12 protein-coding genes and 1 pseudogene are annotated in these 15,273 nt (G+C 45.0%); 1 reads left to right on the forward strand and 12 read right to left on the reverse strand.

Features of this window, described 5'->3' with window-relative positions; all coding sequences use genetic code 11:
* Positions 1–15: 15 nt before the first annotated feature.
* The 8 genes and pseudogenes from AC4E8D_RS22560 to AC4E8D_RS22595 all read right to left on the reverse strand — a co-directional run bounded on the left by AC4E8D_RS22560 (position 16) and on the right by AC4E8D_RS22595 (position 9,197).
* Positions 16–3,864 (reverse strand): contractile injection system protein, VgrG/Pvc8 family, encoded by a 3,849-nt coding sequence (locus AC4E8D_RS22560; RefSeq protein WP_490205227.1) that lies wholly within the window; start codon positions 3,862–3,864, stop codon positions 16–18.
* A 1-nt stretch (position 3,865) separates the two neighbouring features.
* Positions 3,866–4,248, reverse strand: a pseudogene (locus tag AC4E8D_RS22565) (DUF4280 domain-containing protein).
* Positions 4,249–4,264: 16 nt separating this feature from the next.
* A complete protein-coding gene (locus AC4E8D_RS22570; protein WP_221824336.1) occupies positions 4,265–4,795 on the reverse strand; it encodes a hypothetical protein in 531 nt (176 codons plus the stop codon).
* Positions 4,777–5,883 carry a pentapeptide repeat-containing protein gene (locus tag AC4E8D_RS22575; RefSeq protein WP_221824338.1) on the reverse strand — a complete coding sequence of 369 codons (1,107 nt, stop codon included), beginning with the start codon at positions 5,881–5,883 and terminating at the stop codon, positions 4,777–4,779. The genes AC4E8D_RS22570 and AC4E8D_RS22575 overlap by 19 nt, the downstream gene beginning before the upstream one ends.
* Positions 5,884–5,903: 20 nt before the next feature.
* Complete coding sequence (locus tag AC4E8D_RS22580; RefSeq protein ID WP_221824340.1) at positions 5,904–7,319, reverse strand: hypothetical protein; 1,416 nt, start codon at positions 7,317–7,319, stop codon at positions 5,904–5,906.
* Between the two features lie 15 nt (positions 7,320–7,334).
* On the reverse strand, positions 7,335–7,973 hold the full coding sequence (locus AC4E8D_RS22585; protein ID WP_490205228.1) for a hypothetical protein: 639 nt from the start codon (positions 7,971–7,973) through the stop codon (positions 7,335–7,337).
* Between the two features lie 35 nt (positions 7,974–8,008).
* Positions 8,009–8,782 carry a DNA and RNA helicase gene (locus AC4E8D_RS22590; RefSeq protein WP_490205229.1) on the reverse strand — a complete coding sequence of 258 codons (774 nt, stop codon included), beginning with the start codon at positions 8,780–8,782 and terminating at the stop codon, positions 8,009–8,011.
* Between the two features lie 31 nt (positions 8,783–8,813).
* A complete protein-coding gene (locus AC4E8D_RS22595; protein ID WP_340399001.1) occupies positions 8,814–9,197 on the reverse strand; it encodes a hypothetical protein in 384 nt (127 codons plus the stop codon).
* 602 nt (positions 9,198–9,799) lie between these two features.
* Between AC4E8D_RS22595 and AC4E8D_RS22600 the strand changes: the two genes are divergently transcribed.
* On the forward strand, positions 9,800–10,048 hold the full coding sequence (locus AC4E8D_RS22600; protein WP_339308752.1) for an IS3 family transposase: 249 nt from the start codon (positions 9,800–9,802) through the stop codon (positions 10,046–10,048).
* A 317-nt stretch (positions 10,049–10,365) separates the two neighbouring features.
* Here AC4E8D_RS22600 and AC4E8D_RS22605 read toward each other — a convergent pair whose 3' ends face one another.
* The 4 genes from AC4E8D_RS22605 to AC4E8D_RS22620 all read right to left on the reverse strand — a co-directional run bounded on the left by AC4E8D_RS22605 (position 10,366) and on the right by AC4E8D_RS22620 (position 15,273).
* Complete coding sequence (locus AC4E8D_RS22605; RefSeq protein WP_490205230.1) at positions 10,366–10,575, reverse strand: hypothetical protein; 210 nt, start codon at positions 10,573–10,575, stop codon at positions 10,366–10,368.
* Between the two features lie 312 nt (positions 10,576–10,887).
* Positions 10,888–11,589 carry an SMI1/KNR4 family protein gene (locus tag AC4E8D_RS22610; protein WP_339305162.1) on the reverse strand — a complete coding sequence of 234 codons (702 nt, stop codon included), beginning with the start codon at positions 11,587–11,589 and terminating at the stop codon, positions 10,888–10,890.
* 16 nt (positions 11,590–11,605) lie between these two features.
* Positions 11,606–14,836 (reverse strand): hypothetical protein, encoded by a 3,231-nt coding sequence (locus AC4E8D_RS22615; RefSeq protein WP_339305164.1) that lies wholly within the window; start codon positions 14,834–14,836, stop codon positions 11,606–11,608.
* 2 nt (positions 14,837–14,838) lie between these two features.
* On the reverse strand, positions 14,839–15,273 hold the full coding sequence (locus tag AC4E8D_RS22620) for a DUF4280 domain-containing protein (protein WP_307543034.1): 435 nt from the start codon (positions 15,271–15,273) through the stop codon (positions 14,839–14,841).

A 15,273-nucleotide genomic window follows, 5' to 3' on the forward strand; every position in this document is an offset into this window, starting at 1 on the left:
TTTTATTCTGTCCTCCTAATGGAACGGCCCTGGCTGCTTATACCATTCTTTGGGCCAAGTTTTTGCATTTGTTGACAATGGATTATATACAACATCTATTTTTTTATCAGGCATTCTCACTCTTACGTAACCTATCGGATTATCAAGGATATCTGTTATCACTAACTTTCCCTGACCTTCTTTTACTCTATATGTTTCGAATGCTTTAATTTTGGGATCGTTTACTTGACGCGTCTGAGGTACAATATTTAGAGGACTATCTTCAACTGCATTATCAAGAGCCCCTTCATTTATGGATTTAATATGTCCTCTTTCAGTTCCTGGACTAACTTTCGTTCGACTATACCCAGAACCACGCTTCCCTTTAGTACCAACTGTCCAAATCATCTTAACTGTATTTCCGAATTTATCCAAAAGAACCGTTGTTGTTTCTTTACCATTCAAATCTAATACACTAATCTTATACACAGCTCTTCCATCTGTAATCTTTTCGACTGAGAATTTGTTATTTGTTATACCTTCTCTTAATTCTTTTATCATAACACGCGATAAATTTTGAGATTTCAATGCGACAACCAGATCTTCAAATTCTGCATCTGTTAACTTGTTTTTTATAGTATCATTTGATCTATTTCTCTCGTCAGACTCATTCGGTTTCTGGCTATCTTTCTTCTTAGATTCGTTCGTATCCTTATCTTTTTGTGATTCTTGTGGCTTTAATAGATCCTTAGACTTATTTGCAGCCTCTTCACCCTTTTTACCTTTTCCTTTTTTCTTCGATGAATCTTGTTTCCACTGATTATGACTGTTGGGAATCTGATTATCTTTCTTGTTAGCGCTAGATGAGCTTGTTCCTTCACCCTCGCTCGACTTTTTCCCTGTACCTGTATTTGATCCTGAAGTGTCCGGTTCTCCGGATGTTTGGGTCTTCTTACTGGTATTCGGAGTTGGATCCTCTATCTTTCCACTACTTGATGATCCTGTTCCTTCACCATCGCCAGGCTTCTTCCCTGTACCTGAACTTGAACCCGTACTATCCGTTTCACCCGATGATTTGAACTTCTTACTACTATTCGGTGTCTGATCCGTTTTCTTGCCACTGCTTGGTGAGTTTGTGCCTTCACCGTCGCCAGACTTCTTCCCTGTACCTGGACTCGATGCAGTAGCATCCGTTTCACCTGACGATGAAGACTTCTTACTGCTGCTCGGGGTCTGATTCGGTTTCTTGCCATTGCTGGAGGAACTTGTTCCTGCCCCGTCGCTTGACTTATTCCCAGCGTTCGAGCTTGTTTTCCCTCCAGAACCCACTTCCCCGGCAGTCCCCGACTCTTTGGGCTTGTTTTTTCCCAAGTTGCCCCAAGGCTGAAACCGGATGACCTGGTTCGCTTTATAATAATCGCTGACGGCTTTAACCATCACATCTTTTGACTTTTTCACAAATGTCTTTGTTTTACTTGTAGCCGGTTTGTCTGTCGTCGTTGTTCCTTTAGAAGCAGCACTTGGAGAACCTGTTGTTCCTGGATGGTCTGAGGGTTCGGGTACACCTGAAGAACCCTTTTTCGTGCTTACTCTGCCCGTAAATCCATTGAACTCCCCGTCCAATCCTTTCATAGTCATCTCGTGTTGCTCGAATTCACCCATCAGGGTAGATAATTCTTCTTCGCTCATGGGAGCCATAATTCGCCGGGCAAGATACTTCTTCTGTTCGACCGTCAGATTCTGTTTCTGCCAGTAATTATAGTCACCCATTTCCTCGGCGGTGATGTCTATTCTTCCGATATCTCGAGCAATGCCGTTATGATAAGGGCCAAAAAAGAGTTCATATTTAATGTCATTCTGCTTCACATCCCCATAATACACGAGTGCTTCCTTCAACTCTTGGTCAACCTGTTGATGAGCCCAATGCTCCCTCGTATTGCCTGGAATCTGATAATACATCTGGCTAATTTCCTTTTCCTGCTGATGCAGTTTCTTCACAAAATCCATAAAGGAAGTAGCTGTGCTTAACTCTCGTGCTGCTGAGACAACTTTACCAAATAATTGGTGCTTATAAGCCTCTTCTTGCTGCATCTTGCCCACGAAATCACCATTCAGATGATTCAGAAGTTGTAGGGCCGAAGGCTTAAAGGATCCTGCACTTGGGATGTTCCCGATCAAGCCGATTGCTGCAGCGCCAACGACAACGGCCTGTGCCGCAATGGCTGGTGCACCTCCAAGCATACCCAAAACGGGAATCATGCCCGCCATGGCGACCGCTGCACCAAACAGGGAGACCTCCTTCATGTTAACCACGGAAGGCTGCATAGCAGCTGCTTCGGCTGCAGCTGCTGCTTGAGCTGCCTCATATTGTTCAAGCGGAATAAGGGGCGGCTCCGGCTCTGGCGGCAAATCAGCTACCACGACCGGTGCCTTATGGCTGCCTTCCTGTTGAAGCAGTCCAGCACGAACATCAGCTTGTCCATCCAATATAAAGCTGCTTCCTCCGCCAAGAAGCCAAATTGCTTCAGGGGCGGTTGCTTTAATCTGACCTGCTTTAAGTGATAGACTGCCACCCTGAATCGAGATGTTACCTGCACTCTGCATCATTACACCTTGGTCATTCAGTGTGATGACTAATCCAGCTCCAGCCTGTACGGTCACCTCATCCGATGACATACCAATAGATGGTCCGTCAGGATGGCCCCACAGTTTGTGTTGCGTTCCACCGGAAACCGAACGCTTGCTTTCGGGCACTGCATGACGAATATAAGCCTTGGACTCGCGAGTTCCAGGAATGTACAGTTCCACCGTGTCACCAATTTCTGGCATCAGGTAGAGTCCGCTGTGACCTTCGGCGACGTAAGATGTCGATAAAGGATATGGACAGGAAGATTCTGCTTTAATCGGACCATCTTCGATATACAGTTCCATCTGTACACGATCACCAATAATGCGGATTACTTCACCGTATAAGGAGAGGCCAATGAGATCCAGAAGATCGGATCGTGGAACCCGAATATGGTCTTCCAACATCATACGATATGTAGTCATGAGCAACCCGGATTCCAATCGGGATTCCGCTTGAGTTACCGTTAATTCTTTCCCGTCAGGCAGTTCGACTTTATCACCCAAAGCATAGGTTTCATAACACTCCATCGTATAGATGAGCGCCCCCTGTGTACCTTTGGGATCCTGCATCATATACCGATGCTGTTCATCCCCATGCCAATTCAGATGGCCCATTTCTTTCTTGACATGATATGGACGATCCAGAGGCCATTTCCACAACTTGCCCATGGGCAACCCGAAGAACAATTTCGGTGAAGCCGCTGTCACTTCAGGCACCAGTACGGTACCAAACCGGGAAGCCAAACGTCTCAGAAACATCCAGTCGGTTTCTCTATATTGTAAAACAAGTTCTCCCAATTGGGTATTCTCTGTGACATTATCAATTACATCCGAGTAGGTATACGCCTTCATCACGTATTTAACTAATTCGCCATAGGACATCGCCCTGTTCTGGAATGCTCGCTCGGATATTTCAATGTCCATCTGATATGTATTCGATATGGCCTCTAGCTCGAACCTGTATATGCCACCAACCAAATGTACAGTTAATGAAGTCATCACGCCATGAAACAGACGCCTTACAGATTTCCCCATTTGATCTAGCTGTCTTAGTACAATCGGTTCTCCTTCAGCCTGGACATGAAGGATGCCTGGTCCATCTTCCTCCGGTATAACGCCGCTAATATATAACTTCGCATGCTCATTAATCTGTCGGGTAATTCGGATTTCTTCCAGCCATTGCACTTTATACGGCCAATATAAACGGAGTTGTTCGTATCCGATGCGTTCCTGTACCTTTTTCATGGATTCGTTCATCTCAAAAATCCAGCTGCTGTCCGTCATCCTCGATGACGATATCTCCACCATACAGACACTTATGCGTACAGTGACCAAGTAGAGCAGCTTTCCCTTCCACCTTGGCATCTCCTTTGCCATGTAGCCAAGGCATAGTCAATACAGGTACACACGGTGCTTTCTTCACCCCATAGATATCCACCATCATACTGTTGGATACAGCCGGATTCTCCATATTGGAGCAATTTCCAAATGATCCAATATGGACTCCAGGTACATAATCTTCAATCGGGTACGCTGTGTACCACAACTGCAATGCAGAATCGCTCCGGCAACCACATAACTCTTGGAATCTCCTGTAGCAGGTTGAAGACTGATCTCACTCTCTTGATTACCTTGTGTCATTTCGCCTCTCTCCTCTCTATATTGTCTGTTCCTGCTCCAGACGGACCAGCTGAATCCCGGAAAAATCCCGACGCAGCAGACTCTCTGCCAAAGCTAGATTAACGATGATGACAGATTCACGAGGTTCCTTTAATTGAAACAAAGGAAGTTCAGCCTTACCTCGATCCAGAACAATCTGTTTCAGACTTCCATCCAGATGACGTTCCGTTTGGGGAGAGAGCACATCCATTACCGTTGGATAAATAGCCCAATAGGTCTCCTGGGACATACGTGCTTTGTCCGTCAACACTGCCGCCCTGCGAATTAAGCCGGGATGGTACAACGTAAATACTTCCAGCATTCGATCCGATACCAGAGGTACAGGGCGCTCCAAATAATCGGTGTAATCTACATTAGGTCTGCTTTTGATTGAAAGGTTAATTGCGGTGTGATTACCACTCCCCTCCTGAAAAGAAGCATTCCACTCTCGACGCTGTACCTCACCAACCGCTTCTGTCTCTACACGATTTGTCCATCTGGTATCCTGCATCAGCCTAAAGTATCGCATGGCGATTCCTCCTTCACCGACTCCTCAAATATCGCATCTTCCAGATCTGCCCCATCCCATAACACGTTGGTTAGGTTTGCTCTACGAAATATAGCTCCACGGAGTCGCGCTCCCCTGAAATCTGCTCCGGTTAAGTTGGCATTCTCGAAGTTGATACCTGAGTACCCAGGACCCTGTATTCGACCATCAGGATGCCCTTCTTCCCCAGAAATGCCCCTGAAGATAGCCCTCTCCAGTGAACATCCATTGAAGTCAGCACCGTATAGTAGACTGTCAGCAAAATTGGTATCTCTCATATCACAGTTATGCCAACGTGTGCCTACCAAGACACAACGTTCAAAATCTGTTGATTTTAATCTGATGTCATTAAACCTGCTATACCGGAAGTCTAGATCACTGCATATCATCTCTTCCATGTCCAGATCGTGATAGTCCGCATACATCCCACCCAAACCATCACCCTCTTCAAGCTCCCTGCCGATGTCTTCCAGGTTCCGTTCTCGTTGGTCAAGTCGATACACACATTCACTGGTATCCAAATACTCCCCTACACGAACCTCAAATTCGGGCTCCACCTGCATATCCGATATCAGTTGGGAATCAAGGAGCTGATGGAAACATTGACGAATAAAATAAATAACATAGCGGTGAACCAAAGTTACCTCTTGAAGTCGTATTCGATCCAGTTCAACCATCGAGATCATCCCCTGATAATCAGGAAGTGTCTTCTTCAAACGATCAAGCATCCGTTCCAAACAATCAAAGGCCCACTGGGCATCATATATTGCCTGTATAGGCTCTCTGTCGAGAAGCCATGACATATCACTGGCTTCGGCAAGATAATGCATCGCTCCCGTAGCGACTTCTGTCCGCAACAAAGAATATTGGATGTAAGCAACATTCCCTTTGGCACCAATCTGTTGACTGTGCCTTACTTTACTAGTTAATTCTTCGAAATAACTTAGGAACTCCGTAGTCAACATTGGGGATTGGCTATTTAATGTATATTGAAGGTCAGCCATCAGCCTGATTCGTTCAGGCTCCACTTGATTCGTATAAAAGTGCAGTAGTGATTCCTTCCGGCTCACTGACTTTCCTCCTTCCAACGTTAATTAGATTTCACTTCTGTCCCGCTCATTTGAGCCTGACCATCCAGCCTTATTTTCCCTACTCCTCCTTCAAGAAGAAGTTCTGATCCAGCAGATAATGTAATTTTCTTTCCTGCTTTTAGCGAAATGCTCCCTCCTGCTGACATACTTACTTGCTGACTACCTGCAATATGAATACCTTCATTTCCACTAAGTCGAATATAGACCTCTCCTTCTTTGCCGCTAATGATTACAGCGTCTGGAGTAAGACGTATCTCTTTCCCATGAGGAGTGCGAAAAATTTTATGATCTGGATTGTTCAGCTTGTTGGTGGATGTCGACTTGTTATCCAGTCGTGGAGCACCTGTGGCGTAAGCATCTTCTTCATACATCGTTGGGAAATATACAGCTATCGGGTCACCAATTTCGGGCATGACATACCAGCCGGTCTCTCCCTCTGCAATATACGGAGATTGATACAACAGCCACAGTGCATCTTCCGTCCCTTGTTTATCATCACAATCAAGATGCACCTGAACCTGTCCACCATGTACACCGATAACACGCCCCATTAATGAGCTTCCAGCAATCAGCGGATTGTAGTACGTCTTTTGCCGCAATCCTTTGTGAAGACTCAGCACATATTTATGCTTTAGAATACCTCCGGCTAGTTCCGTATAGGCTTCCGTAAGATACAGACTTCTGCCACGGAATGAGATATGGTGTCCCAGTTCCATAACTTGATCTGTCTCCACTTCGTATACAATGAAGTCACTTTCATTCACATTTACAGTCTCGTTCTCTGTGAAGTACATGAACGGAGTCATATTTTTGTGGACGGTATAACGTGTATTATCCAGCTCGATCGAGTTACCATGCTCATATACGCCGAAATAAAATTTGGGGCTGTCGAATTGAGCCGCAGGCATCAGACTCGTATGAAATCTAGAAGCCAGCCTTCTGAGAAATGCCCAGTCTGTTTCCTGATATTGCACGGCAACCTTGCCAATCTTGGCTCCCCCGGTCCCCTCATCGATCACGTCTAGTCCCGGATAATCCTGATCCAGCTCCTTTAACAATTCAGGGAGCGTCATCTGGATGTTTTGAAACGTACGTGTTCGCTTTTTGACATCCATCAGGTACGTATGTGAGATTGCTTCAACTTGGAGCGTATATACGCCCCTCACAACCTGCACTTCTACAGATAAAGGAATGCCTTTGAATAGCGGACTTTTGTTCCCCTCCTCGTCCTTTTGCCACACTTCAATCGGGGTATTCTTATCCGTAACATCTACATAACGATCTTTCCATTCCTCGGATACCATGCCTTTGAAAACAAGACGGGTATGCTCATTCATCTTTTTGCGGATTGTCAATTCTTGCAGATGTACTAGTTCATAAGGTTCAATAATCAGGTTTTCATACGTCAGGCTCATGGACTCAGCTCCTCTCTAATTCATTTCGACAATGAGTGTATCCAGAAGTGTACCACCGGGTTCCATCCAATTTTTCTTCTCATCGTCCGTACAGTTAAAGCCATAAACAAGGACTTTCTGATCTAAAATGGTGAACACCATATGGTTATAAATTTGATCATTCAACCCCTGAACAGCGAATTGGCAGTAACCCGTGGAAAGACCGGCACCCGTCACTCGAACGCCGTGTTTTTTCCATTCTCGTACAGGTTGAGTTGCACGAATCACATCAGCCATCGATTCCGTAAAGGAATTCAGCTCTTCCGGAGCAAGACGATGATCCAATGTCTTGAACGTAAAGTTGATCGTTCCCGAATCATTGGTATAGATCCATTCAGGACGATGGGACGACGGATATTTTAACTGAGCTTCTCTTTCTGTCACCAAACGAAATGTGCGGGGAAGAGACACCGTAACCTTGCCCTCGTATAGCTCCGTTCTTCTCAGATGTATCGTTTCCTGTTCAAGGTGTATCATGGTTATTGGCTCGAATGGTTTAACTTCTCTTGATTCAGGAGAGGCTTCAACATCTCTGGTCTCTGTTCCCTGATGAGGTTCACCGTTCAATGTTTTGCCATATAACATCGGGATGATTTTGCGATCCATATGTTCCATAAACGAATTCCATCCTCCCATTCACTTGAAAATTTTTAATCCACAATCATACGATGTGGTCCACCCACCGGCATACCCGAACGTCCCGTTCCCCGACCTGCATTCGCCAGTATGCGATCCAGATATCGATGAGTCTGCGCATTATCGTATTCTCTGTACTCCAGTCCCAATCGACTGGCTATGTGATGCAAAATGACGCTACGTGCAACCGTTCCTTCATTGAGACACATCATGGCGAAGACCAGATCCTGGGGATCAGAGGTCCCCGTTCGAAGCAACCTCTCGGCATAATCCTTTATGACAACAGGGGATAAGGTGCTCGCCCCCTCGGCTGCATAAGGAACATGAATGACATGCAGCGTGTTGAACTCCGTTGCCAAGTCGGCAAATGTCTGGTAGTCCCGCCGTAGCCGGGCCCCTTCCTTCAGCTTGAATCGAGCCAGCTCCAACTCTCTCGATGTGCACGTTGTCTCTTCATCCAGGAGCAGTTCCGAATGGCTTATCGTCATGTCACTCACGGTCTCCTCCGCGGTAAACCGAAGCTTCAACACATTGACCCGGCCCGTAGCTTGGTATGCCTGTTCCATAGGCTCTGTCAGCATATAAAGCCTTCCTTTATGCAGCACCATCCCAGGAGCAACAACCAGCTTGTCCGGGAACACTTCTACCTCTGCACCTGCAAGAATGCCATCTGCATAACCGCGATAGTACAGTTCGATGAAGTCTCTGGGGAAATCGCGTAGTCCCTCCAACATGGATATTTTCAGAATTCTTCCCTTGTTAAAATGCGGATACGAATACGTGAACATGAGCGTTGTTCCCCCTTTCTGCTCGTGATCCTCACTTCATTCCGTCAAAGAAGTCCAGTTCCGACAAGTCTGTTTCAAAAGGAAGCAGCTTCTGCGATCCCAGATACAGCCGTTCATTTCTACGAGCTACAGGCAACACATGGAAGCCCCAATGACGATCATCCGGAAAGACAAAAAACTTCGTCTCTCCATTCACGATGGAATCCGTATCATCCTGCGGAATTTTATCTCCGTATCGATCCCGAATGTCTTCATAAAGCACCTCTTTATAGAAATCCGGACGGTTGGCATATACGAACTTCTGTCTCAACTGGCCATCACTTCCGCTAAGGTATAACTCCACTTCTGCCGTCTCGAATGGACGGGAAATGCTACCCGGAATGCCATCACTCCGATCCAGACTGCTGATCAGCATTTTTTCACGTCCATTATGCGTGTAGGCACTTACGGTATACGGAATTACTGGTATTATCCCTTTAAGTAGACACTAAAAAAAAACTTCATGTTATCATGAGGGTTCAAGTGACACTTGGAGGGGGAATTTTATAAAAAAAAAGACAAACATTTCAGACCAATACCGAAGAATTCGAATTGAATGCAGTTCAATCGGTTGTCGAAGGTTCTTCGAGCTACAAGGTGGTTACTGAGCGCGAGGGAATTCGAAACTGTTCACAACTAAAGGTGTGGTGAAAAAGTGGAAAAACGGGGAAGCGTTCGATGATGCGAAAAAATAGTGTCCCGAACCCACTGAAGGGACGCCCCCGTACAAGCTTTGGCTGCGCAGAGGAAGAAAGAGATTACCTTCAAGCGCAGGTGGATTATTTAAAAAAGCGGTATCCAAATCTAGTAAAGGAGAAGCGTTGAGCCAGCGAGAGAACTGGCGCTATCCTAGATGAACTACGCTGCTCACATGGCATTACACGCCTATTAACGATAGCAGGAATCCCTCGATCCAGTTACTACAAATGGCGAGCAACACAGCCGCAGCGAGACGCAAGACAAGACCGCGATCGTGAGATCAAAGAATGTATGATGACCATTCATATGAACAACAGAGAGTTTGGTTACCCGCGTATGACAACGGCGCTCTGGGAGGCTGGTCTGAACGTCAATCACAAGAAAGTGTGGCGAATCATGCGGGAACTATCCATACAATCTGTCATTCGCAGGAAGCGGAAGAAGTCCAGCTATACGCCATCCGTTATCTACCCGGTCTGTGATTCAAGACTTGTTCAACAACGAAATTGTAGCTTGGCAGTTATCTAAACGGAACGATGTACAGCTCGTATTGGATACGGTGGAACAATGGACACAAAAAAAGAGACGTTTCGGAAGCCGTGCTCCATTCGGATTAAGGCTTCCAGTATACGTCTCAGGCGTACAACTCACGATTAGAAGCATTCGGCGTCAAAGACAGCCACTCTCGCAAAGCAACCTGCCTAGATAATGCATGCATCGAATCTTTCTTTTCACATCTCAAAACAAAGAAGCTGTACAAGAACCAGTGTAATTCAGAAGCGAGATTCGACAAGCGGTGGAAGAGTACATGTACAGTTACAACTATCGACGTTTTCAAGCCAAACTCAGACAACGCGCACCAATTGAATATCGATGCGCGTTGTTTGAGTTTGGCTTTTTTTCATCTGTCTACTTGACAGGGGTATGACCATTTTTGCTTGTTGAATATTTAAAACTACCTTATCATCTTTTCTATCGTAGTGGCGTATTTTACAGTTGCGATTGATCCAAAAAAATTTTGAGAAAGCGAAGAGAACAAAAAACAGATCAATCATGGTATTATCTGACCATAATCAACCTGCTTCGTGTAATGGAATAGCGTTATTTAGGTTACAAAACTTTAGCATTTCTTTGCGTACAAACAAAATAGCGAAATCTTTTATACGGGTATTACATGGGTTATATGTGTTATTGGTTGTATGATGGAGTCATTCCGCACTTGGTAGCTGCTCCAAGCTTGAATCTGTTAAAGAGTGTACACAATCTATTTTACAGACTTGAGCAGTTAACTCCCATTGCGGCAATTTATAAATCAGAATAGTAACTTCAAAAATAAGTTTTTGTAACTGCTCATATATATTAAACAACTATTCAAAACCAATTACAATCCATTCATCTACATAGCTCCAAAAATTTATATTATAATTCGGTTGTCTTTTTGCTGACCAAAAAGTCGCATTATTATTATTACAATTTTGATAGTCTATTACAATATACGTTCCCATACCATTTGTGAAAAAACCAAAAGATGATTCTAAATTAATTCCGATGGGTTCTTCTAATTCATCAATTATCCCCCATTCTAAATCCTCGTCTCCTAGAAACGTTACAGACTTGATAGGGACTAGCCCCATAGATTCACTAGCATAGTAATAAAAACCATTGTGAACTTCTTCATAGAATTTTTGAATTAAGTTGGGCATTTTCTCCCAAACTTCACGTAATTCCTTATTGTTAAATTGATCCTGTGGATTACGTCCCTCGTAATATAATATGTTTCCCTTAGAATTTTTGATTGTATATAGAACCGAAAAATCCTCCCCTGATTGCATTAATTCAACATCTACAAGAAATTCGCTTAAATAAGATATTGTGTTGCGTAATTCTATCCGTAGATATTCTTTCCAAATTCCTAGAATTCTTTTTATTCTGACTGTGCTATCTTGTTCTTTAAAAATATCATACCAATCATCTGGAAGTTGGTTAGTTGCAATACTACTGATGTCTTTATGAGTAAGCAATCTTATCTCTTGGTTATATTTTCTTAAATACTTCAATTTATCATCCATTGAAATTTTCAACTCCCTACTTGTTATTCAAATTATTCAAATCATCTATTTGCTTTTGTAGCTTCCTTTCTATTTCTCTTTCAATAATCATCATTCTTTGTCTGAATTCAGAATCGATTTCAATTTCACCTTTCTTTCCTTTTTTATAATGAGTCCATTCTTCAAAGGTTTTTGACTGTTTTGAAGTATTGGCTGACTTGCTTAATCCAATAAAGTTATCTGGATTATTAAGAACTTCAAGCTGTTGTGATTTTGTTAATTTCCCGAAACCGTCCATTTTAGTTATATTATTCATTGGTACGATATGGTCTGCTTCTAAAGAACCTATAAAAGTTTTTCCGGGTATTGCTTCGTCCTTTGTCTCCACATTTTTGTTGTGTCCCTCATTAACCTTGTCTCTTAACTCTGGTGTTGGCGTTTCATCTCTCAATATTTTATATTCTTTATCAGTAATTTGTCTATCTCCATAACGAGGCGGTGTCCCAACATCTCCCGCTCCCTCAGTGCCTTCCGAATCATCCTTCGGTTTGTTTGTTTTCGGATTCTCCGGTTCGGTTGATTTAGGTGGTTTAGTATCCGCTTCAGAATTATCCTCAACCTTATTTGGCAGAGATTTCTTCCATGAGTTCACGTCATTTGGAGTAGCATCTTTTTCTGGATTCGTCTTAGTTTCGGTATCTTTTGGTTTCTGTTTTGGTGGCTTCTGGTCACTATCCGCTTGGTTAGGTTTAGTTTCAGGTCCAACTTCAGCTTCTGTTTTACCACCAGAACCTGCTTGTCCCGTTTTTTTCGACTTATCCCCGCTCCAATCGCTTCCTCCCCCAGAAACGATCCTCATTTTCTGGCTATCTGTCCATTTCTTCTTTACAAATGTCGTTGCTGTTTTTAATCCTTTACCAACAACTTGCATGACCTTTCCTTCAATGTCTGGCGTCCTTACCCTTAGATTACCACCAATCATCGTTCCGTTCTCTATTAAATCGCGATGCATTTCATAATCGTAGATCATCTCTACGAATTTCTCATGGCTAATCGGATTGTAAATCAACTGTGTCAGATATTTCATCTGTTCCAATGTCAGGTCCTGACGCAACCAAAAATCATAATCTCTTAATTCCTCGACGGTAATATTATGATATATGCCAGCACTGTCTAATGCCCATGAAATTTCTTGGTAGTAGGGCGAAAAGAAGGTTTGATGTTGAACATCGTCTTTCTCCACACTCTTGAAAAATTCCAGCGACTTCTGCAGGTCACGTTGGAATTTTTCACGCGCCCATTTCTCACGGAAGTAACTCGGAATCTGCTCATAAGCAAGGCTAATCTCCTTGTTCTGTTGTTCCAACTTCTTAAAGAAATCGGTCACCGAAGTCGATGTAGTCAGCTCTTTGGCGGCCGTCAGCATTTTACCAAGCATCGTCCATTTCGCTTCGTTCTCCTGCTGTTGGAGCTCGGTAAATCTGTTCGTAAATCGGTCTAGCAAATTCAGAGCCGAAGGCTTGAAGGAGCCTATCTTCGGCACGCTCGCGATCAGACCCGTGGCAACGGCAGCAATACCTACGCCGATGGCTGTCTGAGCAGCAATCCCCCCTAGAGCTCCCAGGATCGGAATCATAGCAGTGATGGCCAATGCAGCTCCAGCCAACGATCCATCTTTCGGGTTCGTCGTTGATGCCTGCGTCACTGCAGCAGCCTCTGCGGCTGCTGCGGCCTGAGCTGCTTCGTACTCCTCAATCGGCATCAGCGGTGGCTCCGGCTCCGGAGGCAGATCCGCCACATGAACAGGCGCTTTGTTGCTGCCCTCCTGTTGCAATAGACCTGCTCGTACGTTGGCCTCCCCGTCCAAAATGAAGCTACCACCCCCGCCAAGCAGCCAAATCGCTTCTGGTGCTGTGGCTTCGATCTGTCCGGCCGCAAGCAGGATATTGCTGCCTTGAATGGACAGATTGCCTGGACTATTCAATACGATCCCCTGATCATTTAAGGTAATCGTCAACCCGGATCCAGATTGCAGTGTAACCTCCTCAGGCGACATCCCGATAGAGCTTCCGGCAGGATGCCCCCAGACTTTATGCTCTGTCCCTCCGTTAGTGGAACGTTTCCCCTCAGAGATAGAATGACGAATGTACGCTCCGGATTCCAGACTACTTGGAAAATATAATTCCACCTGATCCCCGATCTCCGGCATCATGTATAACCCGCTATGCCCTTCCGCAGCATAAACTGGCGCGACCGGATAGGGGCAAGCGGAGCCTTGCGTCATCGGGCCCTCATCCATGGGTAATTTGATCTGAATGTGATCATGAATCACGCGGACCACCTCGCCGTACAGCGATAACCCAATCAGGTCCGATAGGTTGCATCTAGGTACACGAATGTGGTCTTCGAGTACCATGCGGTATGTCGTCATGAGTAACCCGGATTCCAGTCGCGAATGGGCATACACCACGGTCAGCTCTCTGCCATCTGGAAGTTCGACCTTGTCTCCCAACGCATAGGTCTCGACACTTTCCACCGTATATTGCAATACGCCTTGCGATCCCTTGGGGCCCTGAATGATATATCGATCTTCCGTTCCGGAGCCGTGCCAGTCGATTCCAGCCAGCTCCTTACGAACCTGATAAGGTTGGTCTTCTGGCCATTTCCACAACTTACCTGCGGGCAAACCGATATACAGTTTTGGTGATGCCGCTGTGATTTCGGGGACCAGCACTGTACCGAATCGCGAGGCAAGCCTGCGTAGGAACATCCAATCGGTCTCTTTATATTGTAATACAAGTCCGCTCAATGAGGTATTTTCGGTAACCTGATCCATGACATCCGAATAGCGGTAAGAATTCATAATGAATTGAATGAGTTCTTTGAACGTCCACCCTCTGTTTTGAAAGGCTCGTTCCTCAATTCGCATATCCATTTGATAGGAGTTGGACAAGGCTTCAAGTTCGAATCGATAGACCCCTCCCGACAAATGAACCGAGAGCGATGTCATTACGCCATGGAAGAGTCTCCTCACTGATCTACCATTTTCATCGACTTGTCTGAGTACGATAGATTCCCCTTCAGCCTGAACTTGAAGAACGCCCGGCCCATCCTCTTCCGGAATTATACCGCTGACGTAGAGTTTCGCATGCTCGTTCACTTGGCGGGTAATTTGCACGCCTTCTAACCACTGTGCACGATAAGGCCAATATAGACGTATTTGCTCATAGCCGATCTGGTCGAGTTTTTTCTCCGTAATTTCACTCATCGTCAAAAGTCCAATTGCTGTCCGTCATTCTCTATGACGATATCTCCGCCATACAGACACTTGTGCGTACAGTGACTGAGCAGTGCAGCTTTCCCTTCCACCTTGGTATCTCCCTTTCCATGAAGCCAAGGCATGGTCAGCACGGGAACGCAAGGCGCTTTCTTAACCCCATAGATGTCAACCATCGTGCTTGCCGCTACTGCTGGATTAGCTGGATTGGAACAGTTACCGAATGATCCAATATGAATACCTGGAACATAATCCTCGACAGTCATCTTCGCCTTCCCCTTGATATATACGCCATGACTGAATGGTATCTTCAATCGTGTACGCTGCGTCCCGCAATTGCATTTAAGTATTGCTCCTGCAACGACATAGCTTTTAGAGGCTTCTCCAGCCGTATGAATCTGGGCATCATGATCTTGACTTCGCACCAT

It is taken from the genome of Paenibacillus sp. SRL342, from assembly GCF_984798905.1.